We start from the raw sequence: 26340 nt of genomic DNA, 5'->3' as shown, positions 1-26340 counted from the left end.
TGCTCATGTCCGCGAGCTATCACGCTGGATTCACACAGTGAATCCTACAGTGCCCGATTTGTGCAACAAAGCCGCTCGAACGCATAGAGTCGATGCTAGGAAACAATTCGTTTCATGTTAGAGCTTTTCGAAATATCGCATGTTCGTGCCTCAGAAATGCCTTTTTTCGAATCAGAGTCAGGTCGTTTTCAAAGCGACAAGGCGTTGGTGGCAAACCTAAAGATATAGCTAACAGCTGGGCAGCTAAAAACCCTAACTGTGGGGTTCATGTGAACCGTTCGTTTCATAAAATTCTGATGTGGAAGACCCTGGTGCTGCTAGAGAGAATCGAACTCTCGACCTCTCCCTTACCAAGGGAGTGCTCTACCTCTGAGCTATAGCAGCGCCGTGTGGGCGGGTGATTAGTCCCAATCTGCCACTCGCGCAAGGGTAATCTGGACCCGCTGGGCAGGCTACGTTACAGAAGTTATATGAACACGAAAAATGACCCCAAAAAGCCCCCATCTGAAGCTGCCGCGCGTGAAGCGCGTTTAAAGGCAGCCTTGAAGGCGAATTTGGGTCGGCGTAAAGCGCAGGCAAAAACGCGTACGCGCACAGAGCAAGGATCCTCAGAGGCGTCTCAAAAAGACGTCGAGTAGGGCAAAGATAAAGAGTAGGTCAGGCACATGGATTCAATTCTCGTAAGAGGTAACGGCGCACTCAACGGGCAAATCCCGATTGCAGGTGCTAAAAACACAGTTCTCAAGCTCATGTGCGCCGCGCTTTTGACCGATGAACCGCTGACACTGACCAATGTGCCACGCCTTGCTGACATTAAGACGCTCAGCGACGTGCTTGAATCGCTTGGGTGCGAGATTGCGCAACTGGCCAATGGCCGCGTACTGGCGCTGAATGCAAGAACGCTGACGTCAAATAAGGCTGACTATGATCTTGTGCGCAAGCTGCGCGCTTCTTTCAATGTGCTCGGCCCCATGCTCGCCCGCTCGGGTGAGGCGATAGTCTCCATGCCGGGTGGTTGTGCGATTGGCGCGCGTGCGGTTGATATGCACTTGGATGCGCTCGAGCGTCTCGGCGCGTCTATTGAATTGAAAGACGGCTATGTCCATGCGACTGCGCCGAGTGGCCTGAAGGGTGCGGAAATCCCGCTCCGCTTCGCGTCTGTTGGGGCGACGGAAAATGCGATGACAGCGGCAACTCTCGCCAAGGGTACAACCGTTATCAAAAACGCTGCGCGCGAACCGGATACAAAAGCGCTGGCCGATTGCTTGATTGCGATGGGCGCACAGATCGAAGGTGCGGGCACTGACACGATCACGATCACCGGCGTTGAAAAGCTTCACGGCGCGACCCAAGCCGTCATTCCGGATCGCATTGAAATGGGCACCTTCATGATCGCGCCAATGATCGCGGGCGGTTCTGTAGAACTCCTTGGCGGTCGCTTGGATTTGATCCCATCGTTCGCTGAAAAGATGCAAGAGGCCGGCGCAATCATTGAAGAAACAAAGCTCGGCCTGAAAGTCACCAATCCCGGTAATGGCATTAAGCCTGTTAATGTGACAACAGAACCATTTCCCGGCTTCCCGACGGACCTTCAAGCGCAATTCATGGCTATGATGTGCTTTGCGGATGGCGTTAGCGTTTTGGAAGAAACCATTTTTGAAAACCGCTTTATGCACGCCCCAGAGCTGCTGCGCATGGGCGCAAACGTGGAAGTGCAGGGCGGCACAGCCACGGTCACTGGCGTTGACAAGATGACTGGTGCACAGGTTATGGCCACCGATCTGCGCGCATCTGTTTCGCTTATTCTTGCGGGCCTGCGCGCTGAGGGGGAAACACAAGTGAACCGTGTCTACCACCTTGATCGTGGTTATGAGCAGATCGAGCAGAAACTTGGCGCAGTCGGCGCAAATATTGAACGGGTCCCGGGATCATGAGTGAAGACGCACGTTTTGAAGATGGTCGTGAAGCACCGCTAAACGTTGGTGCACTTGATGCGGAGGACCTCAAGGTCCTTTCCGCTTTGGTGCAAGATGGAGTGTTTCCGTCATCTGAAATGAAGTTCGCTGCCAAAGATCGCCGTTTTGCGATTTTGCTCAATCGGTTCCGTTGGGAAGATGGTGGTAAGCGCACGCCAGAGCGTGTGCAGTCGCTGCTGAACATTTCCGAGGTGCGCAAAGTTTCGAGCCAAGGCATCGATCGCACGGACAAAGATATGATCCTCTCAGTGCTTAGCATGGAGTTTGAAGAAAGCGATGCGCCTTCTGGTCATCTCATTCTCACGCTTGCGGGTGATGGCGCGATCCGCGTGGACGTGGAAGCGTTGGACGTTTCGCTAAAGGATGTGACCCGTCCTTATCTTGCACCGTCCAAGAAAGTACCAAACCACGAATAACGTGGTGCGACGGAAAAAGCGCTGCGTTGCGTATTACCCTGCACAATCAAAAAAAGAACAGGGACACAAACGATGCAACGCCTTTTAACACCACTGGTTTTTCTTTCATTGCTGCTTTGCGGCGCGATCTTTGGTTTTTTCTATGCTTGGGTCTGCTCGACGATGTGGGGCTTGGACACGCTTGAACCCAACGTGGCGATCATGGCGATGAACGCGATGAACATTTCTGTGCGTAACGGAGTGTTCATGCCAGCATTCTTTGGCACACCCGTTGTCCTAATCGCTACATCTGTTTTGGCCTTGCTCGCAGGACAGCGCAAGGTTGCGATGCTGATTGGCGCAGGGGGACTTGTGTACATCTTTGGTGCATTTATCCCAACGGCAAGCATTAACGTCCCCATGAACATCGCGCTCGAGCAGTATAATACGCCGCTGATCGCTGAAGATGCCGCCGCAATCTGGGCGGAGTACTCGCCGCGTTGGCAGTTCTGGAACACCTTTCGCACTATTGTCTCCGGTATCACGCTCTTACTGGTAAGTTTCGCGCTTTATGCGTTGCCGCGTCGCGCTTAAGCGCTCTTGAGGCTCCCTATGTCGCGCGCTAAGTCAATGCCGAGACATGAGGGATGCAGATGCCACAATTTATAAGCACAACCGACGCTGATTTTGAAAGCCGTTTCAACGGTCTTCTAAATGCTAAGCGTGAAGATAGCCCGGATGTGGATGCCATCGTCGCTGACATTATCGCAGATGTACGCGCGCGGGGCGATGCTGCGGTGATTGAGCTTACGTCGAAGTTTGACCGTTTGGATCTTAAGCCTGAAACGCTTGCCTTCTCGCCCGAGGATATTGAAGCCGCTTGTGCCGCTGTCCCAGATGCAGAGCGCGCAGCGCTAGAACTCGCAGCGCAACGCATTAGAGCTTATCACGAAAAACAGATGCCTCAGGATGCAAGTTGGACGGATGATGCCGGCGCAACGCTTGGCTGGCGTTGGAGCGCGGTGTCAGCTGCGGGTCTTTATGTGCCCGGCGGTCTCGCGTCCTATCCTTCGTCGGTCCTGATGAATGCAATTCCCGCTAAGGTGGCCGGTGTTCAGCGTCTCGCCATCGTTGTGCCAACCCCTGATGGCATTGCCAACCCAGCGGTTTTGCTTGCCGCGCGTATCGCCGGCGTAGACGAGATTTACCGTATTGGCGGTGCGCAAGCGGTTGCAGCCTTGGCGTATGGCACCGACACCATTCAGCCTGTCGATAAAATCACAGGTCCGGGGAATGCTTTTGTTGCGGCCGCCAAGCGTCGTGTGTTTGGTAAAGTCGGTATCGACATGATCGCGGGTCCGTCCGAGATCCTTGTGATCGCTGATAAGGACAACGATCCAGACTGGATCGCACTTGATCTGTTGAGCCAAGCAGAACATGACGAAAGCGCGCAATCGCTTTTGATTACAGACGATACAAGTTTCGGAAAAGCGGTTGCCGCCGCTGTTGATAAACGTCTTGAAACATTGCAGCGCCGCGAGATTGCAGGAAAAAGCTGGCGAGATTTCGGCGCTATCATCACGGTCTCGGATCTCGACGAAGCAGCGATGCTGTCTAATCGCATCGCGCCAGAGCACTTGGAACTCTGCGTCGCTGATCCAGAAGCGCTTGGCGAAAAATGTGTCCATGCGGGTGCGATCTTCCTTGGTCAATGGACCCCTGAAGCCATCGGCGACTACATCGGTGGCCCTAACCACGTGCTGCCTACCGCACGATCAGCGCGCTTTTCTTCCGGTCTTTCCGTAATGGACTTCATCAAGCGCACAACACTCGCGCGTATGACACCCGAAGCCTTGCGCGCGATTGGCCCGTCTGCTGAAATTCTTGCAACATCTGAAAGCTTAGAGGCGCATGGCCTGTCTGTTACAGCGCGTTTGCGAAAGTTGAATGAGTAAATCGACAAGCTATCGACTGAGATATCCACGCGCGACTGTCATTTTGACAGCACTGTTCTTGGGCGCTTTCGTCTATCTATTCCAAACATTTTGGCTTGATCGCGCAACTCTGCTCGTACCTTGGAAGACAGCGTTAACCGCAATGGTTTTGCATGTTTGGACCCTGCCTGCGGTCGAAGGCAATATGCTTGCCTTGAATCGGCGCGGAACCAGCTGGCAAACATACGCAGCGAATGTATATGCCAGCGGATATACTTGGGGGGCGCTGATGTTTCTTGTGCTCGCGCAGCCCTCACAGATCTTTATCGATGGTGTCGTCTGGCTGTCTGCGGGAATGATATACGGGTTTGCTCTGGCGATGCTCGCGAAACCCGAACAAATCGCACAGCACGGCATCTTTTATGATGATGAGCATATTTTGGATCAGGGCGGCGCGCGCCGCGTGCTCTTTATTATCTGGCCGTTTGTCACGATAGGGTTTGTTTTATTGCTCTTGGGCCTTCCGCCAGCGGAGGGTTGGAATGACGCCTATATCCCCTCACAACTCTTGATCTTTGCAATGCTATGGCCGCGTCCTTACGCACCGTCCTTGGCGTGCAAACGTGATGATGTGATCTTTACGTTCGCAGGGTTGGGAATGTTGCTTGCCGTGTTGTTCATCGACTAACTTGCTGCGCGCGCATGCTTGCGATATTCCAAAGAGATTAGAAAACTGAGTTTAAAAATGTCACGCATCGCCCACATTGAAATCGACGACAGCAATCTGCCTGCGCCCACGCCCGAGATCGAGCAGGAGCGCAAGGTCGCCGTGTTCGATTTACTCGAGGACAATTCATTTGTTCTGCCTAAGCGCAAGGACTGGGACACGCCGGAAGGTCCTTATGATCTGACACTTGCCATCCGTGAAAAACGGCTGGTGTTTGACATCAAAACCGAAGCCAAAGAAGTCGCTGCCGAATTTCATCTCTCGCTAGGCCCATTTCGCCAAGTGGTTAAGGATTATTTCCAGATTTGCGAAAGCTACTTTTCTGCGGTGAAGAACCTGCCGCCAAGCCAGATCGAGACAATTGATATGGCGCGACGCGGGATTCACATGGAAGGCAGCCGAATTTTGCAAGAACGCCTCGAGGGCAAAGCAGAAATCGACATCGATACAGCACGCCGGCTCTTTACGCTGATCTGCGTTTTGCACTTCGGAGGTTAGGTTGGTCAAAGAGCTTCCTCAGTCCGTTCTCTTTTGCTGTGATCATAATGCCGTGCGCTCCCCTATGGCCGAAGGGATCATGAAGAAATTCTACGGTCTTGAGACATATGTTCAGTCTGTCGGTGTCCACAATGATCTCGAGATCGATGGATTCTCAATCGCAGCCTGTGCTGAAATGGGCGTTGAATTGCAGCGGCATCGTTCGCGCTCTTTTGATGAGATGGAGCAATATGGCGATGACCTGAGCTCGTTTGATTTGGTCGTAGCTTTGTCGCCTGTCAGTCAAGCGCGGGCATTGGAATTGACGCGTGTGTTTCATCTAGAAGTGGAGCTTTGGCCAATTGCGGACCCAACTGCCGTCGGCGAAACACGCGACGCAAAGCTTGACGCATATCGACAGTCGCGTGATCAGATCATCCAACATTTGAAAGCAAAATGGGGCGAGCCTCAGGCTTAGGGTCAAAACTCTTTTGCGGCTCAGTCTGTTTCAGACATTGCAATCATTAAATCGGTAAGCGTCGATAGCGCTGCACTTCCGGTTTTATCGCCAACCTCCGCGATTTCTTGAAGCCCGATCAAGCTTGCGTAAAACAGTCTTGGCAAATCTGGATTGCCCAAGCCCAACTCGTTGAAAATGTCGCTGACGTAGGCCAGCCTTGCTTGATCAACGTCGTGAACCGCTTTTGCAACGTTCTCATCGCCTTTGGCCCATGCGCGTATTGCGGGTTCTGCGCCAATGCCGCCGTAATGGTCTTCCGGCGTGGCGGAGGCCTGAGACAAAGCGCGCAGTTTTAGAACGGGAGAGGGGATCGCCTCCACCAGCGAAATGATTGCTTGGGTTGCCTGCTCTTCCCAATGCGAAAGCATCGCGGCCTGAAAGGCAGGCACATCTTTAAAATGCCAGTAGAAGGAGCCTTTGGTGGTCTTGAGATGACGTGCCAACGGTTCTGCCTTCAAGGCCTGCGGGCCCTGTGTGGTAAGCGCGCGAAATCCGGCTGCGATCCAGTCAGTTTGGGATAATCTACTCATTCGTAAAACATACGTCAGCGTATTGACAGGTTCAAGCAGTCTTACTATACGCATACGTATGGAAAATCGAAAAGCAAATATCGCGCTTTGGAGTGCAGCAGCTTTGATGGGTCTCACCACAGGGGTTCACCTTTTTGCGGGCACACCCGAAATTATGGGTCCAATTCTTCAGGCAGATTTGCATTCTTTTATCAAAGCAACAGCGATGGTTGTTTGGCATGTGGCCACGCTTTTGCTGGCGCTCATGACATTTGGCATCGCCTATCTCGCAAAGCGCCGAAACGCTGCGTTATCGCTCTTTATAATCTTGATACACCTTAGTTTTGCAGGGCTTTTTCTGTGGTACAACATCACAGTGTTCAGCGGGCTATTCGCGCTTCCGCAATGGACCGTTTTTCTGATCGTGCCAGGGTTGATGGGCTATGCACTGCTTAAAGACGCGTAACAACAGCTAAGCGCCGTGCAGCCAAGAACGCTCGCAATGCGGACTCAGGCGTCAAAGCCAATGCTGTATCATAAGCACTGATAGCGGCATTCAAATGCCCTCTCGTGGCCAAAAAATGTGCGCGTGCGGCGTGATAACTTTGATGGCCCGCGACCAATTTAGGATCAAGAGCATCAAGCACCGCAAGGCCCGCATCCGGCCCATGCACATGGGTCAGCGCCGCCGCATATCCGATTTGCGCGCCAAGGCTGGGATAGAGCTGACATAGCCCCGCATATAACTGCGTGATGGCGCGCCAATCCATGTCATGCCCATCAATGCGCCGCGCGTGGACGGCTTGGATCGCGGCCTCTAGCTGAAAGCGACCCATCTTTTCCAAGGCACTGGCACGCTGCAACAACGCCTGCGCACCCCGCAGCAAAGGTTCGTTCCATTTCCTCGGCTCCTGCTCATCCAAAGGCACAAACATGCCCTCGCAGATCCGTGCCTCGCGCCGTGCCGCGGCAAAGCCAAGCAGGGCCGCCAGCCCCAAAGCTTCTGCAGTATTGGGGAGTTGCGTGCTAAGGACATCCGCTAAAAACAGTGCTTCAATTCCCAGATCATTACCGGTTTCCAGCCAATCCAGCGCGTATGCGCCATAAATCGCTTCCATAACGCTGCTCAGTCGCGGGGCGAGTGCATCATCCTTGGGAATAGCAAAGGGCATGGCATTCGCTTTAATCTTCGCCTTCGCGCGCACCAAACGTTGCGCCATTGTGGCTTTGGGTACAAGAAAAGCACGGCCAATCTGTTCCGCGTCCAAGCCCATCACACATTGCAGCATCAAAGGTGTGTGCATTTTCCGATCAATCGCTGGATGCGCGCAAACGAACATCAATTGCAAACGCTTGTCAGGCACTGTGCGCTCCGGTTCTGCGATCAGCTCTGGCATATCATCCTCGGGGGCAAGTTTGGCATCACGCCGCTGGCCATCAATCATGCGATTGCGCGCAACGCGGATGAGCCAAGCGTCGGGATTGTCGGGAATGCCTTCAACGGGCCAACGGGTTAGCGCTTTGGAAAACGCATCGCTCAAGGCGTCTTCGGCCGTTGCAATATCCGAACTGCGCGATGCAAGAATGGCAAGCAAACGGCCGTAGCTGGTGCGCGCAACATCTTCCGCTGCGCGCACCGCGTCGATCATAAACTGTCCATCGCGGAGGCGCGGATTTCGACCTTGCCAAATTGCGCGGCGGGGCATTTGCCAGCCCATTCAATGGCCGTATCCAAATCCGGCACATCAATCGCAAAGAAGCCGCCAAGCGTCTCTTTGGTTTCTGCAAAAGGGCCGTCTTGCACTTGGACAGAACCGCTTGCCGCGCTCAAAGTCGTCGCGGTTTCAACGCCTTGCAGCCAATCGGTATCTACGAAGACGCCTGCCTGTTGTAGCGCGCCAATGTAGGCACCGTAGACCTCTTTCTGTGTGGCCCAATCTTCGGGCGTCATGTCAGCAAAGTCAGCAGGGTTCGAGTAAAGCAAAAATGTATAACGCATGATTTTAAGTCCTTATGCAGCAGTGTTGAGGTTTGAGAGGCCCTGATCGAGAGTTTTCCCGATCATTCCGTCCATGAACAGCCCAAAAATGCGGGCGATGGGATTGCGACCAAGATCGGCTTCCATGCGCCATTCGACGGCGGAACCACCAGCGCTGGGGCGAACTTCGACGATTTGCTTGGGTTGTCCCATTGCGCCCATGTCGATGTCGAACGTGATGGACGTGTCTGTCACGCGCGCCACGGTCTGGCTGCCTTTGCCGTCTTTGCCGTCAAAGTGAAAACCGGACCCAACGCCGCTGGATGGCCCGAACAGCGTGATCTTGAGGTTTTCATCCGATGCTTTGTAGGGGTTAATCTTTTGATACCCTTCATTGGAGGCAAGCAACGCAATCACGTCGCTTGGGCTAGCATCTACCTGCGCCTTGCGCATGACTGTCACATCACGTGGCAAAAGCTGTGTGGCGAGTAGGGCTGCTGTGATAATGCCTGCGCTGATGGCTGCTGTTGTAAGAATGGTCATTTTAAGTCTCCTCATTGGTGAAAAGCAAAAGCGCTTTCATGAGGATGACGAACGAAGATCACGCCAATCGACACAATCGACAAATTTTTTTGAAAAAAGTTTTTGCGCATAGAAAAACCCCCGAAACAAAGTCTCGGGGGCTCATCAAACTATAGGCGCTCTGCGCGTGCTACCCGAGAAGACGACGCGCAATGACCTGAGCTTGAATTTCTGCGGCACCTTCAAAGATATTGAGAATACGCGCGTCACACAGAATGCGTGAAATTTTATATTCCAACGCGAAACCATTGCCGCCATGGATCTGCAACGCATTGTCGGCAGCCGCCCAAGCAACACGGGCACCCAACAATTTCGCCATGCCTGCTTCAAGATCGCAACGACGGCCTTCGTCTTTCTCGCGTGCAGAAAAATACGTGAGCTGACGCGCCACCATGATCTCCACTGCCATCATAGCTAGTTTGCTAGAAACGCGTGGGAAGTTGATCAGGCTCTTGCCAAATTGTTTGCGATCCTCGGCATACTGCATCCCGATATCGAGCGCGGATTGCGCGACACCAATCGCACGCGCCGCCGTTTGGATGCGCGCGCTTTCAAACGTCTCCATGAGCTGCTTGAAGCCTTTGCCCTCTTCGCCACCAAGCAAGTTTTCACCTTTGATGTGAAAGCCGTCAAACGCCAGTTCATATTCTTTCATGCCGCGATATCCGAGCACCTCGATCTCGCCACCTGTCATCCCGTCGGTTGGGAAAGGGTTCTCTTCCGTACCAGGCGTTTTCTCTGCAAGGAACATCGACAGACCTTTGTAATTGTCCGTCTCAGGGTCCGTACGCGCGAGCAATGTCATGATCTGCGTGCGCGTCGCGTGTGTGATCCATGTCTTGTTGCCCGTGACCTGATAATCACCGTTCTCATCTTTCACAGCGCGCGTGCGCAATGCACCAAGATCAGACCCTGTATTCGGTTCCGTAAACACAGCTGTTGGCAAAGTTTCAGCAGAGGCCAATTGTGGCAACCACTTCTGCTTTTGCTCTTCCGTGCCGCCGGCTATAATCAATTCCGCAGCAATCTCAGAACGCGTGCCCAAGGATCCAACACCGATATATCCGCGTGAGAGTTCTTCAGAGACAACACACATCGACGCTTTGGAAAGACCAAAGCCCCCGTATTCTTCAGGAATCGTCAGACCGAAAACACCCATCTCGGCCAATTCGTCGATGACCTCCATCGGGATCAGCTCGTCCTTGAGATGCCAATCATGCGCGTGTGGCTCGATCTTCTCGAGAGAGTAGCGGCGGAATTGATCGCGGATCATTTCCAGCTCTTCATCAAGACCGGACCCACCAAACATTGTTGCGCCGGCTTGCTCTTGCATCAGCTCAACCAAGCGCGAGCGCGCAGCTTGCGTGTTGCCACCCTGCGTCAGCGTCATCACAGAGTTATCCATCATGGAACGCATATCGTCTTGCCCAAGACCGATATCTTGCAGGCGCAGAATCTCTCCCTGATTCATCGGGATGCCGCCATAAATCTGCCAGAGGTACTCGCCAAAGGTGATTTGCAAAAGCAGTTGCTCTAGTTCGTTGAACTTGCCATCCGCCTGTTGACGCTCTGCCCAGCCTTGCATTTGGCGCAGGCTTTCTACATATGTCGCCAACCAAGCCAGCCCGTGGCTAGCCGTTTGATTTTGCTCAATAAGGCTTCCAGAAATGCGGCCATCTTCGGTCACGGTCGCACGCAATTTCTCTCGCGCAATGTCAAAGATTGCCTCAACAGGGCCAAGGGCTGCTTTTGTCAAATGCAGCAGATCCGGCAAAAGAACGGGGGCTGTTAAAGTCATGTCTTGTCCATCATGGGGCATCGCGGGTCTCCTAAAATCGGTTGCCTTGGAATAATCCTTTCGCACTTGCAGCGCAACTTAAATGCGCGACCAGTGCAAAATTTGTTTTTATATTGCGCATTGACCCGTCGAGCTTACGCCCTAGCAAGGCGCTCGCACGTCGCCAAGCGCGCTGCTAAGACGGGGCCATGGACGCATTCTTTTCGATTCTGTCGCTACCACTATTAATTATAGCACTTTGCATCGCCTTTTTCGCGGGGGTGATCAAAGGTATTGTGGGTTTTGCGATGCCAATGATTTTGCTCTCTGGCATCAGCACGTTTGCTGACCCTGAATTGGCGTTGGCCGCGTTAATCCTGCCGACTTTGGTCACCAATGCGATGCAAGCGCTTCGATACGGTCTGAGCGATGTTTGGCGAACTATGAAGCGGTTCAAGGTATTTTTAAGCGTCGGTGCATTGATGCTTTTTGGAGCAGCGCAGCTTGTTCCTGTTTTGCCAACCAATCTATTGCTGTTGGTCATTGGACTTGCGGTAACTTGTTTTGCACTCTGGCAGCTCTCCGGACGTGCGCCAGAACCGGGCAAATGGTCACAGAATAAAATCCTCGATGTAGGGATCGGCGCGTTTGCTGGTCTGATTGGTGGACTTTCGGGTATTTGGGGGCCGCCTACAGTTGCATATCTCACCGCAATCGGGACCCCGAAAAAGCAGCAAATGCTCGCTCAAGGCGTGATCTATGGGTTGGGCGCAATTCTGTTGATGCTGGGTCATTGGAAATCGGGTGTGTTTAACAGCGCGACCTTCCCTTTGTCGCTTTCTCTCTTGCCCCCCGCGGTCCTTGGCATGTGGCTGGGGGCGCAGATTTCTGATCGCTTTGATCAGGCAACGTTTCGTAAAGTGACGCTTTTGGTGCTCATCTTAGGCGGGTTAAACCTTTTGAGACGTGGCTTGTTTGGCTAGCGCTAGCGCCCGCTGGAAAAGACTTGCAACAATTGATGCGGAGCAATGCGCGCCAAACGCAGGGCTGGCCAAGTCGCCGCAATCACGGCTGCAAGTAGGGCAATTGCTGCAAGGGTTAGATAGGATTTCGGGAAAACGAACATCGGCAATTGCCATCCGAACGCCGCAACATTCACGACCGCCAAAAGCACCCAAGACAAAGCCAGCCCCAATGGAATAGCCAAGACGGTGACGACAAGCGCCAATGCGACCGAGCGGAGCAATTCGAGCCGCCCCAGCTGTGCGCGCGTCACACCAAGTGCCCAGATCGGCGCAAGTTGTGGCAGCCGCATCTGCGCCAGTGTCAAAAGGCTCATCATGATCGAAAAGCCAGCAACGCTGAGCGTCAGAATATTAAGCGCAGCAGTGACAGTGAAGGTTTGCTCGAAAATTCCGAGTGACAGCGCTTTGATCCGCGCTTGATTGGCGACAGCATCAGGTTGCACGTCGACGGTTTCAATAAGCTTTTGAGTGATTTCTTCGATGTTCTCGGGGGCCACACGTAAACCAAAGCGCACTGCCGACACATCCGGATAAAGCGTTCTAAAGGATGCTTCGCCGATGATTATCTGCGGTGCTGGGTTGCCGTAATCAGAATAGATCCCGATGATCTCTTGACCCTCTGCACTTGGCACCAAATCACCAACAGAAAGCTCAGCGCGCAACGCGAGTTGCTCGTTGATAATTGCTGTTCCTGGCTCTTGCAGGCGATCCCAAACATTGTCGGTCTGTGCTAAAAGGGGCCAGTGATCGCGGTAGGTCGCATGATCATTCACGCCGTAAACATCACCCGATTGACCATTCAAAATAGCAGGCGCGCTGACAATTGGTAAGAATGCGTCAACGTCATTGGCCAAAACGCGTTGCATCGTTTCGGCCTGATCAGCGCTTTCTAAGGTCACATATAATTCTGATGCCAACCGCTGATCGAGCCACCCTGTGAAGGTCAGACGAAAGCTTGAAACCATCGTGCTGACCCCGACGTTGGTGGCAATCGCCAGCATGAGCGCCATCAGCGCCATCGACAGTCCCGGCACTTGTGAACGCGTATCTGCCCAGAACCATTGCGGCATCGCCTTTTGGCTCAAGGTTTCCGCCAGGGCCAAGCAGCGATTCAACGTCCAAGGGAGCAGAAAGGCAGCACCGATCAAAAGACATCCAAGCAATAGAAACCCTTGGACAAGACTGCCCGCAAGGGTGCTAAGCAACACAGCAACGCCCAAAAGGGCAATGCCCAAAAGCGCCAAAATCGTCATAATCCGGCGTGACGCATGCGCCCAAGCTTGTGGTGTCCCCGCATCCATCAAAGGCAAGCGCGCAAGGCGTATGAATGTCCCAATGCTGGCAATTAATGTGCCACCGACTGCCATACCAAGACCCGAAACCCACCAAGACGCACGAATTTGAAGCGTTCCAGCAACATCCGCCCCATACAGCCCACGCAGGGTCGCGGCGACGTCGGGCAACAAGGCTGCGGCGATAAGATAGCCCAACAAGATACCAAAAAGGCCCGCGAGTGTCGCAAAGATTAAAAGCTCCGCAATCAGCAAACTAATGAGCAACCGCAAAGAAACGCCAAGCGCGCGCAAAGTGCGAAACATTGTCCTACGCTGCTCAAAGGCGAGACCAATCGCGCCGTAAACGATGAACAAACCCACTGCAAAAGACAGCAGGCCAAAGGCTGTGAGATTCAAATGAAAGCTGTCTGTAAGACGCGCAATCTCTCCGTTGTCTTGCGTGGCGGCCCTGTAACGCAAGGATTGTGGCAGGGTCGTGGTCTCTTTCATATTCGTGGGCAAAACAAGCAAACGATCCAAAGTATTCCCACGCTCAGATAACTGTGCAACAGCACCGATGTCGGCGATGGCTGTTCCTTCAGCAAGGTCTGGCGCGACCCTATAGTCCCAGCCCAAGGCATCTATCGCTGCTTCACTGCCCTTTGCCACCAATGCAAAGCCGGAACCGCCAAAGAATTGGTTGATTGGAACGCTCTGGATATCAAACGATCCTGGCAGGGTAGGGGCGGTCAGGGGATCAATCCCGAGGATACGCAGTGTTTGGCCATTCAGTTCTAGCGTTTCGATAATTTGCGGTGTGACAAGCCATCCGTCTCGCCGCAAAGCGACGTACTGTGCAACCCGCAAGGCCTGCCCATCGTTTGATACGATCTGCGCTAACTGGCTTTGATCTACCTGTGCTGCCGCTGCGCCATAGGTTGCGCGCGCTTCGCTGTTGATGGCTTGCACGCCGGACCAAAGTGCTGTGGCCAACGCGAGGCCAACCAGCAACGTGAACAATTGCAAAGGTGAACGCCACCAATGCGACAGCAATGCGCGAAGGGCAGGGACGGCGCGCATCAGCTGATCACACCGCTGCGCAGGGTAAGTTGACGATCAAGGGCACCTGCGTGTTTTGAAGAATGGGTCACCATCAACAACGCTGTTTCAGTTTCGCGCGTGATCTCCAAAAGCAGGTTTAACACCGTTTGCGCAGTCTCTTCATCAAGATTTCCTGTCGGCTCATCTGCCAAGAGCAAAGCGGGCTTTGCAGCCAATGCCCGTGCAATCGCGACGCGTTGTTGTTGCCCACCGGAAAGCGCTTCGGGAAATTTGTTCAGTTGATCACTGAGCCCCATACGCATCGCTAATGTCGCGCACCAACCCGCGTCGTAGCGTCCTGCAAGTTGCGCTTGAAAAGCGATGTTTGCATCAATGCGTAAACTTGGGATCAGATTGAACTGTTGAAAAATGATGCCAACCAAACCGCGCCGCAGTTCTGCGCGTTTGGTATCGCTGGGCACAGCCATATTTTGTGCTTCAACCAGAATGCTGCCTGCGTCTGGTACATCAAGGCCCGCAATCATGTGCAAAAGCGTGCTCTTGCCCGATCCGGATTCCCCCATAAGCGCAAGGCTTTCACCTGCCTTGAGCGTCACTGAGACTCCACGCAAGACTTGCGTACGCGTTCCTGCAACTGCGTAGCTTTTATGAACATCACTTGCGTCCAAGATCATGTGATCACTCCAATGGCTCCGTCCTACTAGATAGGGGTGGCTACCCGCTTTCAAGCAAACCTCAGCTTATTGGACAGCTTTGACGATGCTTTCGTTTACGAAGCGCTACAATTCATCTAAAAGCGCGCCTACTTGCTTTTCTGGGCCAACGTGTGGATCGATCTGTTGAAGAAAACTTTTACTCTTATCGCGGCGTGTACTCTGCTCACGGCTTGTGGCGATCCGCTCGCTAAGGTGGACAAGTTGTCCTCGGTCGAGCTCGCACCTGACACAGAAACTGTTGCCGCTCTTCCTGATCCTGCACAACAAGTGCGCACAGGTGGTTTGTTTTCCAATCTGTTCAATCGTGGCGCAAATCCTGAACCCAGCACTGCGGCCATCGCGCAAACGGATAGTGCTGTAAGTGAAGCTTTGGGTCTCGAAACGCCTATGGTCGCAAGTGCCGCGGCAAATGAAAGCCTAACAGAAGTTGCTGCAGCCGTTGCGGAACCGACGCAACCGGCACTCCCCGAAAGACGCGGGCTGTTTGGTTTCTTGCGCGCGAAAGAGACGGCTCAACCAGCGCAACCAGTCGCACAAATTGTTGCTGATGCGCCTGCCGCTACCGCAACATCAGTTGAGCAAGCGGTTGCTGTTGAGCCTGAAAAAGTTGCTGAAGTGACGCAAACAGTTCCTGAAGCCATAGCGCAACCGCGGCGTGGCTTGTTCGGTCTTCTTGCAGGCGCGCGCGCAAAAGACAAAAGCGATGATGAAATCAAAGTGCGCACGGCGGCTTTGACCCCCACAATTGAGCCAAAGTCGCTTCCAAGAAAAACACCGCGTTCCAACACGCGCAATCGCAAGCACAAAGGTCCCGACGCTCAGATTGTTGCCTTTGGGACGAGACTCCCGTCCGGTGTCGTAGCGCGCGTGTGCGATTTGCCCGGCGGCCGTCTTGGTAAAGAGATTGAAAGGTTTCCTGCGCGCGGACGCGGTTACAAACTCATCGATAGTAAACCGGGCTCCAGCGCCACGCGCCCCTTCTACGTGACAGGGTTTGATGACAACTGTGCACGTACGTTTACAGCCGCTTTAGCGCTTTTCGGTAGCCCAACGATGCATGAACAACTACGCTATGGTTTGCCGAGCAAAGTGCAGCCTTACAGCCTGACCGATAAAGCCTACGAGGGCATCAAACGCTCTGTCTGTGGTGCCGCTAAGAACAAGCCTTGCGGTGCGAGCATCTCTAAGCTTGAGAAAAACACCGTCTTCATTTCTATGTACGATCGCATTGGCAGCAATGCGTCATGGTCGAATATTCTTGTGCATGACGGCTGGGTGTTGGCGGCTGATCGTAAAGGCTAGCTTCGGAGAAAAAAGTGCTCAAATTTATGACCTTGTTTGCGGCAGATATGGGTGCCACCTGTGAGGTCTATCGTGCCATTGGCCTCACTTTTGTCAAAGAAAAGCATGGCAATGGGCCTGTACATTATGCGCATGAAAGTCAGGGTCTCGTTCTGGAAATCTACCAGCGAGCAGGGGTTCAGAATGATGGTCTGATGCTCGGGTTTGATGTGACTGATCTTGCTCTGACAAAGAGTAATTTACAAAAGACAGCAGCAAAGCTGGTGAAAGATATCAGCGCTATTGAAGCTGGGAAAAGAATGATCTTTTCAGACCCCGATGGGCTTCAAATCTATATTCAGCAAATCGATTAAGTGGGTGCTTGATCAATAATGCGGCGGACGCTCATCGCCCAGAACAATCCCACCGCCGCCTTGGCTTTCTCGCTCACCTTCGCGCTCCATGAGCATTTGCACGCGGTGCGTCAGGATCGCAATCGCACGTTCTTGGCGCGCAACGACGTCAGACAAATCATCTGTCGTTTTCAACAAGTCTGCGATTTTCTCTTCGAGCGTTTGAAGTCTAATATCTGTCATAATTTGGCGCTATCACGGCATCACGCCAAGCGCAATTCGCGCGCGCCTGTTGCCCCGCTCGCCCTTGGGCGGTAAAGGGCAAGCACGCATGGATAGAAAAGAGAGACCCATGGCCAAAGTCAAAAAAGCCCCCCGTCCCAAGGCGCAAGCGCCCAAAGGATTTCGCGACTATTTCGGCGCCGAAGTAACAGAGCGCTCCGAGATGCTGCAAAAAATTGCAGGGGTTTACCATCGCTACGGGTTTGACGCGTTGGAAAGCTCTGCTGTGGAGACGGTTGAGGCACTGGGTAAGTTCCTACCAGACGTGGATCGACCGAACGAGGGCGTGTTCGCGTGGCAAGAGGACGAAACAGCCGATTGGCTCGCACTGCGCTATGACCTGACCGCTCCTTTGGCGCGGGTTTATGCGCAAAATCGCAATGACCTACCAACACCATATCGCCGTTACGCAATGGGTCCGGTGTGGCGCAATGAAAAGCCGGGTCCGGGGCGCTATCGTCAGTTTTATCAATGTGATGCGGATACGGTTGGCGCTGGTTCTGTCGCGGCCGATGCTGAGATTTGCGCGATGCTTTCTGACACTTTGGAAGTCGTTGGCATTGAGCGTGGCGACTACATTGTGCGCGTCAATAACCGTAAAGTTTTGAACGGCGTGATGGAAGTCTGCGGCATTGCAGGCGATGACAAAGCGGATGAACGTGGCATAGTTTTGCGCGCGATAGACAAGCTGGATCGTCTGGGCGAAGACGGCGTGCGCGCGCTTCTTGGGGAGGGGCGCAAAGATGAAAGTGGCGATTACACAAAAGGCGCGGGTCTAAGCGGTGAGCAAGCAGAAATCGTCATGGGGTTCATGTCGGCAAAACGTGCCACTGGCGCTGAAACAGCGGCGCGGTTGAACGAGTTGGTTAAAGGGTCTGTCGTCGGCGAAACGGGTGTGAGCGAACTGCTCACGATCGCAGAGCTGCTGGAAGCACAAGGATATGGATCTGACCGGATCGAAATTGATCCATCGGTTGTGCGCGGACTTGGCTACTACACAGGCCCTGTTTTCGAGGCAGAACTGACATTTGAGATCCAAGATGAAAAGGGCCGTCCGCGAAACTTTGGTTCTGTTGCGGGTGGTGGTCGTTATGACGACCTGGTGAAGCGTTTCACGGGGCAAGAAGTTCCTGCAACGGGCGTTTCTATCGGCGTTGATCGCCTGCTTGCGGCGCTGCACATGAAAGGCCGAATTGAGAGCCATTCAGCTGGTCCCGTCGTCGTGACAGTCATGGATAAGAACCGCATGGCGGATTATCAGGCAATGGTTGCGGAGCTGCGAAACGCTGGTATCCGGGCTGAGGTCTATCTGGGCAATCCCAAGAATTTCGGAAATCAGCTAAAGTATGCGGACAAGCGCAACGCGCCGATTGCCGTGATCGAAGGTGGTGACGAAAAAGAGAATGGCGTCATTCAGATCAAAGACCTGATCCTTGGTGCGAAAATCGCTGAAAGCGCGACTTTGGAAGAATGGAAAGGCCGTCCCAGCCAATACGAAGTGCCGCGCGGTGATCTTGTTGCGAAAGTGCGCGAAATTCTGGAAAGCCAGTCCTAATGACCAAAGTCTCTGCGAAAGCGGCGTCCTTGCGCGCGCACTTTGAAACGCTTGGTGCGTTGCCTGTCGAAACGGCGATCTTGCAGCCTGCTGGCACTTTGCTTGACCTGTACGGCGAAGACATCCGTGGGCGCGCCTACATCACCTCTGATGCTCTACGTGGGGAGCAAATGCTGCGCCCGGATTTCACAGTACCCGTCGTTCAAATGCATATGGAACGCGGGGCGGATCCTGCGCGCTACACCTATTCCGGCACTGTTTTTCGCCGTCAGGAAGAAGATGAAAGCCGACCAAATGAATACACTCAGGTGGGCTATGAAGTTTTTGATCGCGCAGAACCTATTTCTGCGGATGCAGAAGTTTTTGCATTGATTGCGTCTGCACTAAGTGATGCGCCTGTGCGCGCGTCCACGGGTGACATTGGTATTTTGGTCGCGGCAGTTTCTGCGTTGGAAACCTCTGATGCGCGCAAATCTGCGCTGTTGCGACACATCTGGCGGCCACGCAAGTTTCGTGCGCTGTTGGAGCGCTACTCAAAACCGGTGAAGGCACGTGATGTTTTGGCTTTGGCTGATCCGTTTGAAAGTGCTGGTCCTGAAATCGGTTTGCGGCGTAAATCTGATATATCTCAGCGGCTTGATGAGCTTCGCGCAGACCAAGAGATCGCCCCAATTTCCAAGCGAGAAATGGAACTGATTAACGCGCTTTTAAACGTGCGTGAAATGTTGCCATTCGCGTTGGAACAACTGCGGGATCTTGCGGTTGATTTGCCTGCGATTAGCCCCGCTGTTGAACGTTTGGGCGCACGTATGATCGCGCTGAAAACGCGCGGAGTGGATGTGAATAAGCTTGAATTTGAAACAAGCTACGGACGCTCATTGATGGAATATTATGACGGTTTCGTCTTTGGTTTTTATGCTGAAACCCATGCTGATCTGCCACCCGTCGCGACAGGTGGGCGCTATGACGCACTGACAAAGCAATTGGGCCAAGGTGCTGAAATTCCAGCGGTTGGTGGCGTTATCCGCCCTGATCTACTGATCGAATTGGAGCGCGCAACATGACCCTCAAATTAGGCGTGCCCTCAAAAGGGCGTTTGATGGAAAAAACGTTTGAATGGTTCGGTGCGCGCGGCATCGAGTTAAGCCGAACTGGGTCTGATCGTGAGTATGCGGGTGCTGTTCGTGGCGTTGACGGCGTCGAACTTGTCTTGTTATCAGCGGGTGAAATTCCGCGCGAACTGGCTGCGGGCCGCATCCATTTGGGTGTGACTGGCACAGATTTAATCCGTGAAAAGCTAAGCAACTGGGAACAACGCGTCGAAGAGCTTGCGCTTTTGGGGTTTGGACATGCGGATTTAATTATTGCCGTGCCTGACTTTTGGGTCGATGTGCGCACGCTTGAGGATCTTGATGCCGCCGCGGCAAAGTTTCGCGCGCGAAACAACTTCAGATTGAGGATTGCTACGAAGTATCACCGTTTGATCCGTGAGTATCTACGTCAAAACGGCGTCGCCGATTACCAATTGGTGGATAGCCAAGGCGCAACTGAAGGCACGGTAAAGAATGAAACGGCTGAGGCCGTTGCTGATATCACGTCCACGGGTGAGACGCTTCGTGCGAACCATTTACGTTTGCTGGATGATGGTCCCGCGCTAAAGTCGCAAGCGACTTTGTTGCGCTCGAGAACGGCGGATCTATCCAAAGATGAGGCTGCTTCTATGAAAGTGATGATTGCCAAATTAGGGCTTACCTAACGCCAATTTCGGCCAAGGCAGCGCTAAGTTCTGCTGGGATCGGCTCTTCATGTGTCCGTCCTTCAGGAAGATCAGCGGGTGCATCCTCTGGTTTGAGATAGCGCCAGCCTTGGAAAGGGCGTTTCAGGGCGTGTTGTGTGCGAATTAAACATGGCTTTAGCACAATCGCGCATCGGCGAATGCCATCGTCGCCAATCACTTCATCAAGGCGCAAAACAGGTTGGCGTGCTTGAATAACGCCCTTGATTACCCAATAGATCGAGCCACCTCGCACAATCTCTGGCTCACGTTTGGGCCACATGCGGGTGACATGCCGGCAAAGACCATCATTCGCCGCAGCGCGCATTTGCTGCCATTCCTCGAGTCCTTCGACCGATTCTGTGCCAACGCTTAGTTTTATAAGGTTAATGTGCTTGTTCACAGGTTTTTTCCAATTTTGACACAACATATGGTATGTGAGTTATGCGCAACATCAAGGGCTTGTATTTTCGCGATATGCCTAAAAGTTCGTTGCCGCCTATTGATCGCGCCGTTAGTAGGCTATCTTAAACGTCTGCACATCAAGGGAATCGCCACATGAACCGTTTTGCCGCGCCTATCGCTGAACAGATTTGGGATATGAAATATCGCTTCAAAGAAGCGGACGGAACGCCGATCGACGCAACGGTTGAGGACTCATGGGGTCGCATCGCCAAAGACCTCGCAAGGGTCGAAAAAGATCCTGAGCATTGGGAAGAGCAGTTTTATGCTGCTTTGGAAGACTTCAAATATCTTCCAGCCGGTCGGATCACCGCGGGCGCAGGCACAGCGCGCAACGTGACGCTGTTCAATTGCTTTGTGATGGGCACGATCCCAGATTCTATGGGTGGCATTTTTGAGATGTTGAAAGAAGCCGCGCTGACGATGCAGCAAGGTGGCGGCATTGGCTATGATTTCTCTACGATCCGCCCCAAAGGCGCAGATGTTAAGGGCGTAGCGGCAGATGCGTCCGGCCCGTTGAGCTTTATGGATGTGTGGGATGCAATGTGCCGTACTATTATGTCCGCAGGTTCGCGCCGTGGTGCGATGATGGCGACCATGCGTTGTGATCACCCTGATATTGAAGATTTCATCACGGCGAAATCCGATGCCGCACGCCTACGCATGTTCAACGTATCCGTGTTGATCACCGACCCGTTTATGGAAGCGGTAAAGGCCGATGCGGAGTGGGACTTGAAATTCGAGGGCGAAGTCTATCGTACTGTGCGCGCGCTTGATCTGTGGAACAAGATTATGCAGGGCACGTATGATTATGCGGAACCTGGTGTGATTTTCATTGACCGTATCAATAAAGCCAACAACCTTGGCTATTGCGAAACGATTGCGGCGACGAACCCGTGTGGTGAGCAACCGCTTCCACCTTATGGCGCGTGTTTGCTTGGCTCAATCAACCTTGCACGCTTGGTCGCTGATCCGTTCGAGGCAGAGGCATCAGTCGATATCGTAGCGTTGAATGAGCTGGTCGCGACGGCCGTGCGCATGATGGACAACGTGGTTGATGCATCCAAATTCCCGCTTGAAGCGCAAGCGCGTGAAGCAGCGGCAAAACGTCGGATTGGCCTTGGCGTGACGGGTTTGGCGGATGCGCTTTTGATGGTCGGTCAGCGCTACGGATCAGAGGAAGCGGCGCGTCAAACGGACGAATGGTTGCACGCAATCGCGCGCGCCGCATATCTCGCGTCGGTTGAGCTTGCTAAGGAAAAAGGGCCCTTCCCGTTGTTTGATGCAGACGCCTATTTGGCGAGCGGCGCAATGGAAGACATGGACGAAGACGTACGTGAAGCCATCCGTGAGCACGGCATTCGCAACGCTTTGCTCACGTCTATCGCGCCGACTGGGACAATCAGCCTTTATGCGGGCAATGTTTCCTCAGGTATCGAGCCTGTGTTCGCTTATGCCTACACGCGCAAGGTCTTGCAAAAAGACGGATCGCGCACGGAAGAAGAAGTCGTTGATTACGCCGTTCAAATGTGGCGCGACAAGTTTGGTGATAAGGAATTGCCAGACTATTTTGTGAACGCGCAAACACTGGCACCGCTTGATCATGTGCGCATGCAAGCTGCGGCTCAAAAGTGGGTCGATAGTTCAATTTCCAAGACGATTAACTGCCCTGAGGACATTGCGTTTGAGGACTTCAAAGAAGTCTACATGGAAGCGTGGGATACTGGCTGTAAAGGCTGCACAACCTACCGCCCGAATGATGTGACCGGTTCTGTTTTGAGCGTGTCCGAGGACAAAAAAGAAGCACCTGACGTCGTTGCCAACACTGACGCAGAGCCGATGCGCCCGCATGGGGACGTCGTGTATATGTCTGAGCCACTAGATCGCCCGCAAGCCCTTGAAGGGGCGACATATAAGTTGAAATGGCCTGACAGTGAGCATGCGATTTATCTGACGGTGAACGATGTGATTGAAGGTGGTCGCCGTCGTCCATTTGAGGTGTTTATCAACTCCAAGAACATGGAGCACTTTGCATGGACCGTTGCTTTGACACGGATGATGTCAGCGGTGTTCCGTCGTGGTGGCGATGTCAGCTTTGTCGTTGAAGAGCTGAAAGCGGTCTTTGATCCGCGCGGTGGTGCATGGGTTGGTGGGAAGTACATTCCTTCCATATTGGCGGCGATTGGTGGCGTCTTGGAGCAGCATTTGGTTCAGATCGGCTTTCTCGAAGGGGAGGGCATGGGCCTGAAAAGTGACCCACAGGCTGAAATTGTGAGCATGCCGCAGAACCGCGGTAAGTCTTGCCCGAGCTGTGGCCAGTATGATTTGCGGATGGTTGAAGGCTGCATGACATGCGGGAGCTGTGGTCACAGCAAATGCGGGTGAGCTAATGTTGTCAGGAACAATCGGCCGCGTTCAATCGCCCCGTGTCATTAGAATTGGCGGTGGGGTGGCTTTGGAAGTGGCCGACGTTCTTGAGCAGTTGGGGCTCTCGAAACCCTTAATCGTTACAGATAAAAATCTCATCACTTTGGGCCATGTCGCAACAGTTACGGATGTTCTGGATAGTGCAGGAGTGGCTTGGGGTGTGTTTGACGATGTTGTCGAAGATCCCACGGATACTTGTGTTGATGCTGGTCTGAGCGCGTTTGCCCAAAGCGATTATGATTGTGTCATAGGGCTTGGTGGTGGCTCCCCTATGGATACGGCGAAAGCCATCAGCTTCATGAGCAACAACGCAGGTCACGTGCGCGATTACAAAGCGCCATATCAGATTGATCGCTGCGGACCGCCTGTGATTTTGATCCCAACGACGGGTGGTACTGGCTCAGAATTGACCCGTTGGTGTGTGATCACTGATACGGAACGGACTGAAAAATACAATTTGTCGGGGCTCGCCTGTGTCGCCACTGCGGCTTTGATCGATTGGACATTTACGACGACAAAACCTTGGCGGATTACAGCGGATACGGCAGTGGACAGTTTGACCCACGCGATGGAAGCCTATGTGAGCCGCCGTGCGTTCGCATATACCGACGCTTTTGCTTTATCTGCCATGCCGCTCATTTCTGAACATGTGCGCAGCGCTTGCCATGATCCAGAAAATGCAATCGCGCGCGAAGCGCTGATGCTTGCGGCGTCGCAGGCGGGTATGGCATTTTCAAACGCATCGGTCGCATTAGTGCATGGCATGAGCCGCCCGATTGGTGCGCATTTCCATGTGGCGCATGGGCTGTCGAACGCAATGCTTTTGCCGGCTGTTACGGCATTTTCGGTCAATGATGCACCGGAGCGATACGCAACCTGCGCGCGGGTGATGTGCTGGGCTTCTGAGCGCGAGAGTGATGAGATGGCCTGTGCGAGATTGGTTGAGGAATTGACGCGTTTAAACGATGATTTGAAGGTGCCGTGCCCTAGCGAATTAGGCCATGCAAAAGATGATGCTATGTTTTCTGTGATGGCGGAACAGGCACTTGCGTCAGGATCGCCCCAGAACAACCCGCGTATCCCGAGTGCGGATGAAATTATTCAATTATATCAACAGATTTGGTAGAAAAGGGCGCGCATGTCTACGCGCCCTCTGGTTCACTTACTCGGCAGCGATCAGGCCCATGCTTTCCAGCTTGAGGATCACTTGGTGCGCGCAGTTATCAACGTCGACATTCTCTGTCTCAACACTAAGCTCTGGGTTCGCAGGTACATCATAGGGATCTGAAATACCCGTGAATTCCTTGATCTTGCCTTCACGCGCGAGCTTGTAGAGGCCCTTGCGATCACGGCGCTCACATTCCTCGATCGAGGTGGCGACGTGGATCTCTACGAAAGCACCGAAGGCTTCAACGTCTTCACGTACCGCACGTCGTGTGGTTGCGTAGGGTGCGATCGGCGCGCAGATTGCAATACCGCCGTTCTTGGTGATTTCTGAAGCCACATATCCGATGCGACGGATGTTCAGGTCACGGTGTTCTTTGCTGAAGCCCAGCTCAGAGCTGAGGTTCTTGCGCACGATATCGCCATCCAAAAGGGTCACAGGACGACCGCCCATTTCCATCAACTTCACCATCAACGCGTTGGCGATTGTTGATTTACCGGAGCCAGAAAAGCCTGTGAAGAAGACCGTAAAGCCTTGTTTGGAGCGTGGTGGTTTGGTCTTGCGCAGCTCTTTTACGACTTCGGGGAAAGAGAACCACTCTGGGATCTCAAGACCTTCGGCCAAGCGGCGGCGCAGTTCCGTGCCTGAGATGTTGAGGATCGTGACCTTGTCTTTGTCCTCGATCTCATCAATCGCTTCATACTGTGCGCGTTCATCAACCCAAACCATGTGTTTGAAATCGACCATTTCGCAACCAATTTCAGACTGGTTCGCACGGTAGAGTTCTTGGGCATCGTATGGGCCGTAGAAATCTTCGCCTTGTGAGTTGCTACCGGGGCCAGCGTGATCGCGGCCAACGATGAAATGTGTGCAGCCGTGGTTTGCGCGGATCAGACCGTGCCAAACGGCTTCACGTGGACCAGCCATGCGCATAGCGAGGTTCAGGAGAGACATTGAAGTAGTGGAGCTTGGATATTTGTCCAGCACCGCTTCGTAGCAACGTACGCGCGTGAAATGATCGACGTCGCCAGGCTTCGTCATGCCAACAACAGGGTGGATCAAAAGGTTTGCTTGCGCTTCTTTCGCGGCACGGAAGGTGAGTTCCTGATGTGCGCGGTGCAAGGGGTTCCGGGTTTGGAACGCAACAACTTTGCGCCAACCCATTTTGCGGAAATACGCGCGAAGCTCATTTGGTGTGTCGCGGCTTCCACGGAAATCGTAATGCACAGGCTGTTGGATCCCTGTGACGGGTCCACCGAGGTAGATCTTGCCCGCTTGGTTATGAAGATAGTTCACTGCTGGGTGCGCATCGTCGTCAGCACCGAAGACTTTTTCGGCTTCATTAGCCTTGTTGGGTTCCCAACGATCTGTGACCGTCATTGTTGCAAGGATGACGCCTTCTTGATCGCGAAGCGCGATGTCTTGGCCAAGCTCAATGGACTGTGCGAAATCTTCAGACACGTCCAAAGTAATCGGCATGGGCCAAAGCGCGCCGTCTGCGAGACGCATGTTTTCGACGACACTATTGTAGTCTTCTTCGCCTAGGAAGCCTTTGAGCGGGTTGAAACCACCATTCATCAAAAGCTCTAGGTCGCAAGTCTGGCGCGGCGATAAATCGTGTGATGTAAGGTCTGCCGCTTCCATCTTCATCTTTTGTGCGGAATCATAAGAGACATATAGCTCTGGGATTGGGGCAAGGTTGTTTTGCATTAGCTTGGTCCTGTGTTTGAAAGGGGCAAGGCCGCTCGTCGTGCCAGTTAATTCGGCATGAAGCGCGTCATATTCTGCGAATTTGCGGGTGAGAAAGTGATCTGTGAGACGGAGCTTCTCAGCTGCGCCGCGCAATGTAAGGGTGTAAGCAACGCGTTGACGTTTGTCGGAGCTGTTGCGGTCGCTTAGACGGACGAAACCAGCTTCAGTTGCGCTGCGCAGAAGTGTGTTTAGCCGTCCGAGTGAGATGTTCAAAGCCGTTGCCATCGCACGCTGCGACCCTTCCGGCGTCAGATCGATCTGACGCAAGAGCCGGAAGAGCTGATCTTCTTCCTGAGGCAAAGTTTTGATGTCTGCGTGCTGCATGAGACGTCCATAA

General features: G+C 53.4%; 26 protein-coding genes and 1 tRNA gene. 16 read left to right on the top strand and 11 right to left on the bottom strand.

The window, feature by feature from the left end; genetic code table 11:
- Window positions 1–309: 309 nt before the first annotated feature.
- Window positions 310–384: transfer RNA gene (locus ACTG3Z_RS15035), tRNA-Thr, on the bottom strand.
- 281 nt (window positions 385–665) lie between these two features.
- Between ACTG3Z_RS15035 and murA the strand changes: the two genes are divergently transcribed.
- The 7 genes from murA (at window position 666) to ACTG3Z_RS15000 (ending at window position 5987) form a co-directional block, all read left to right on the top strand.
- On the top strand, window positions 666–1934 hold the full coding sequence (gene murA, locus ACTG3Z_RS15030; RefSeq protein ID WP_439143851.1) for a UDP-N-acetylglucosamine 1-carboxyvinyltransferase: 1269 nt from the start codon (window positions 666–668) through the stop codon (window positions 1932–1934).
- Window positions 1931–2392, top strand: coding sequence for a DUF2948 family protein (locus ACTG3Z_RS15025; RefSeq protein ID WP_439143850.1), 462 nt, complete (start codon window positions 1931–1933; stop codon window positions 2390–2392). The genes murA and ACTG3Z_RS15025 overlap by 4 nt, the downstream gene beginning before the upstream one ends.
- A 72-nt stretch (window positions 2393–2464) precedes the next feature.
- The gene (locus ACTG3Z_RS15020; RefSeq protein WP_439143849.1) at window positions 2465–2965 is read left to right on the top strand and encodes an anthrone oxygenase family protein; all 501 of its coding nucleotides are present in this window, start codon (window positions 2465–2467) and stop codon (window positions 2963–2965) included.
- A gap of 59 nt (window positions 2966–3024) precedes the next feature.
- The gene (gene hisD / locus ACTG3Z_RS15015) at window positions 3025–4326 is read left to right on the top strand and encodes a histidinol dehydrogenase (protein ID WP_439143848.1); all 1302 of its coding nucleotides are present in this window, start codon (window positions 3025–3027) and stop codon (window positions 4324–4326) included.
- A complete protein-coding gene (locus tag ACTG3Z_RS15010; protein WP_439143847.1) occupies window positions 4319–4993 on the top strand; it encodes a hypothetical protein in 675 nt (224 codons plus the stop codon). The genes hisD and ACTG3Z_RS15010 overlap by 8 nt, the downstream gene beginning before the upstream one ends.
- 57 nt (window positions 4994–5050) lie before the next feature.
- On the top strand, window positions 5051–5530 hold the full coding sequence (locus ACTG3Z_RS15005) for a UPF0262 family protein (protein WP_375265652.1): 480 nt from the start codon (window positions 5051–5053) through the stop codon (window positions 5528–5530).
- Between the two features lies 1 nt (window position 5531).
- Entirely contained in the window at window positions 5532–5987 is a 456-nt protein-coding gene (locus ACTG3Z_RS15000; protein ID WP_375265653.1) for an arsenate-mycothiol transferase ArsC, read from the top strand.
- Between the two features lie 20 nt (window positions 5988–6007).
- Here ACTG3Z_RS15000 and ACTG3Z_RS14995 read toward each other — a convergent pair whose 3' ends face one another.
- Entirely contained in the window at window positions 6008–6559 is a 552-nt protein-coding gene (locus tag ACTG3Z_RS14995; protein ID WP_439143846.1) for a TetR/AcrR family transcriptional regulator, read from the bottom strand.
- A 58-nt stretch (window positions 6560–6617) separates the two neighbouring features.
- Here ACTG3Z_RS14995 and ACTG3Z_RS14990 point away from each other — a divergent pair, with 58 nt between their 5' ends.
- Entirely contained in the window at window positions 6618–7004 is a 387-nt protein-coding gene (locus tag ACTG3Z_RS14990) for a hypothetical protein (protein WP_439143845.1), read from the top strand.
- Here ACTG3Z_RS14990 and ACTG3Z_RS14985 read toward each other — a convergent pair.
- The 4 genes from ACTG3Z_RS14985 to ACTG3Z_RS14970 all read right to left on the bottom strand — a co-directional run bounded on the left by ACTG3Z_RS14985 (window position 6991) and on the right by ACTG3Z_RS14970 (window position 10917).
- A complete protein-coding gene (locus tag ACTG3Z_RS14985; RefSeq protein WP_439143844.1) occupies window positions 6991–8187 on the bottom strand; it encodes an RNA polymerase sigma factor in 1197 nt (398 codons plus the stop codon). The genes ACTG3Z_RS14990 and ACTG3Z_RS14985 overlap by 14 nt on opposite strands.
- Window positions 8184–8537, bottom strand: coding sequence for a YciI family protein (locus ACTG3Z_RS14980; RefSeq protein WP_439143843.1), 354 nt, complete (start codon window positions 8535–8537; stop codon window positions 8184–8186). Before ACTG3Z_RS14980 ends, ACTG3Z_RS14985 begins: the two co-directional genes overlap by 4 nt.
- Before the next feature lie 12 nt (window positions 8538–8549).
- A complete protein-coding gene (locus ACTG3Z_RS14975) occupies window positions 8550–9059 on the bottom strand; it encodes an SRPBCC family protein (RefSeq protein ID WP_439143842.1) in 510 nt (169 codons plus the stop codon).
- A gap of 169 nt (window positions 9060–9228) precedes the next feature.
- Window positions 9229–10917, bottom strand: a complete 1689-nt coding sequence (locus ACTG3Z_RS14970; RefSeq protein WP_439143841.1) for an acyl-CoA dehydrogenase family protein — start codon at window positions 10915–10917, stop codon at window positions 9229–9231.
- A 167-nt stretch (window positions 10918–11084) separates the two neighbouring features.
- Between ACTG3Z_RS14970 and ACTG3Z_RS14965 the strand changes: the two genes are divergently transcribed.
- Window positions 11085–11858 (top strand): sulfite exporter TauE/SafE family protein, encoded by a 774-nt coding sequence (locus ACTG3Z_RS14965; protein WP_439143840.1) that lies wholly within the window; start codon window positions 11085–11087, stop codon window positions 11856–11858.
- Window positions 11859–11860: 2 nt separating this feature from the next.
- Here ACTG3Z_RS14965 and ACTG3Z_RS14960 read toward each other — a convergent pair whose 3' ends face one another.
- Together ACTG3Z_RS14960 and ACTG3Z_RS14955 are read right to left on the bottom strand one after the other, a co-directional pair.
- The gene (locus ACTG3Z_RS14960) at window positions 11861–14254 is read right to left on the bottom strand and encodes an FtsX-like permease family protein (RefSeq protein ID WP_439143839.1); all 2394 of its coding nucleotides are present in this window, start codon (window positions 14252–14254) and stop codon (window positions 11861–11863) included.
- Window positions 14254–14910 (bottom strand): ABC transporter ATP-binding protein, encoded by a 657-nt coding sequence (locus ACTG3Z_RS14955; RefSeq protein WP_439143838.1) that lies wholly within the window; start codon window positions 14908–14910, stop codon window positions 14254–14256. The genes ACTG3Z_RS14960 and ACTG3Z_RS14955 overlap by 1 nt, the downstream gene beginning before the upstream one ends.
- A gap of 165 nt (window positions 14911–15075) precedes the next feature.
- On the opposite strand from ACTG3Z_RS14955, the gene ACTG3Z_RS14950 reads away from it, so the two are divergent.
- Together ACTG3Z_RS14950 and ACTG3Z_RS14945 are read left to right on the top strand one after the other, a co-directional pair.
- Window positions 15076–16254 (top strand): hypothetical protein, encoded by a 1179-nt coding sequence (locus ACTG3Z_RS14950; RefSeq protein ID WP_439143837.1) that lies wholly within the window; start codon window positions 15076–15078, stop codon window positions 16252–16254.
- A 14-nt stretch (window positions 16255–16268) separates the two neighbouring features.
- A complete protein-coding gene (locus ACTG3Z_RS14945) occupies window positions 16269–16607 on the top strand; it encodes a VOC family protein (RefSeq protein ID WP_439143836.1) in 339 nt (112 codons plus the stop codon).
- Between the two features lie 12 nt (window positions 16608–16619).
- On the opposite strand, the gene ACTG3Z_RS14940 is transcribed toward ACTG3Z_RS14945, so the two are convergent.
- Window positions 16620–16829, bottom strand: a complete 210-nt coding sequence (locus tag ACTG3Z_RS14940) for a SlyX family protein (protein WP_439143835.1) — start codon at window positions 16827–16829, stop codon at window positions 16620–16622.
- Between the two features lie 109 nt (window positions 16830–16938).
- On the opposite strand from ACTG3Z_RS14940, the gene hisS reads away from it, so the two are divergent.
- Genes hisS through hisG form a run of 3 tightly spaced genes read left to right on the top strand, consistent with a single transcriptional unit; the run spans window position 16939 to window position 20179 of the window.
- The gene (gene hisS, locus ACTG3Z_RS14935) at window positions 16939–18423 is read left to right on the top strand and encodes a histidine--tRNA ligase (RefSeq protein ID WP_439143834.1); all 1485 of its coding nucleotides are present in this window, start codon (window positions 16939–16941) and stop codon (window positions 18421–18423) included.
- A complete protein-coding gene (locus tag ACTG3Z_RS14930; RefSeq protein WP_439143833.1) occupies window positions 18423–19487 on the top strand; it encodes an ATP phosphoribosyltransferase regulatory subunit in 1065 nt (354 codons plus the stop codon). Before hisS ends, ACTG3Z_RS14930 begins: the two co-directional genes overlap by 1 nt.
- A complete protein-coding gene (gene hisG / locus ACTG3Z_RS14925) occupies window positions 19484–20179 on the top strand; it encodes an ATP phosphoribosyltransferase (protein WP_439143832.1) in 696 nt (231 codons plus the stop codon). Before ACTG3Z_RS14930 ends, hisG begins: the two co-directional genes overlap by 4 nt.
- Here hisG and ACTG3Z_RS14920 read toward each other — a convergent pair.
- Entirely contained in the window at window positions 20172–20600 is a 429-nt protein-coding gene (locus ACTG3Z_RS14920; protein ID WP_439143831.1) for a DUF1489 family protein, read from the bottom strand. The genes hisG and ACTG3Z_RS14920 overlap by 8 nt on opposite strands.
- A 155-nt stretch (window positions 20601–20755) precedes the next feature.
- Here ACTG3Z_RS14920 and ACTG3Z_RS14915 point away from each other — a divergent pair, with 155 nt between their 5' ends.
- Both ACTG3Z_RS14915 and ACTG3Z_RS14910 read left to right on the top strand, forming a co-directional pair.
- On the top strand, window positions 20756–23044 hold the full coding sequence (locus ACTG3Z_RS14915; RefSeq protein WP_439143830.1) for an adenosylcobalamin-dependent ribonucleoside-diphosphate reductase: 2289 nt from the start codon (window positions 20756–20758) through the stop codon (window positions 23042–23044).
- A gap of 4 nt (window positions 23045–23048) precedes the next feature.
- The gene (locus ACTG3Z_RS14910; protein ID WP_439143829.1) at window positions 23049–24212 is read left to right on the top strand and encodes an iron-containing alcohol dehydrogenase; all 1164 of its coding nucleotides are present in this window, start codon (window positions 23049–23051) and stop codon (window positions 24210–24212) included.
- Between the two features lie 36 nt (window positions 24213–24248).
- Here the strand turns inward: ACTG3Z_RS14910 and ACTG3Z_RS14905 are convergent, their stop codons facing one another.
- Complete coding sequence (locus ACTG3Z_RS14905; RefSeq protein WP_439143828.1) at window positions 24249–26327, bottom strand: bifunctional sulfate adenylyltransferase/adenylylsulfate kinase; 2079 nt, start codon at window positions 26325–26327, stop codon at window positions 24249–24251.
- Window positions 26328–26340 lie beyond the last annotated feature (13 nt).

The organism is Planktotalea sp., assembly GCF_965659345.1.
GTDB lineage: Bacteria > Pseudomonadota > Alphaproteobacteria > Rhodobacterales > Rhodobacteraceae > Planktotalea.
This window is presented reverse-complemented; position numbering and strand designations above follow the sequence as displayed.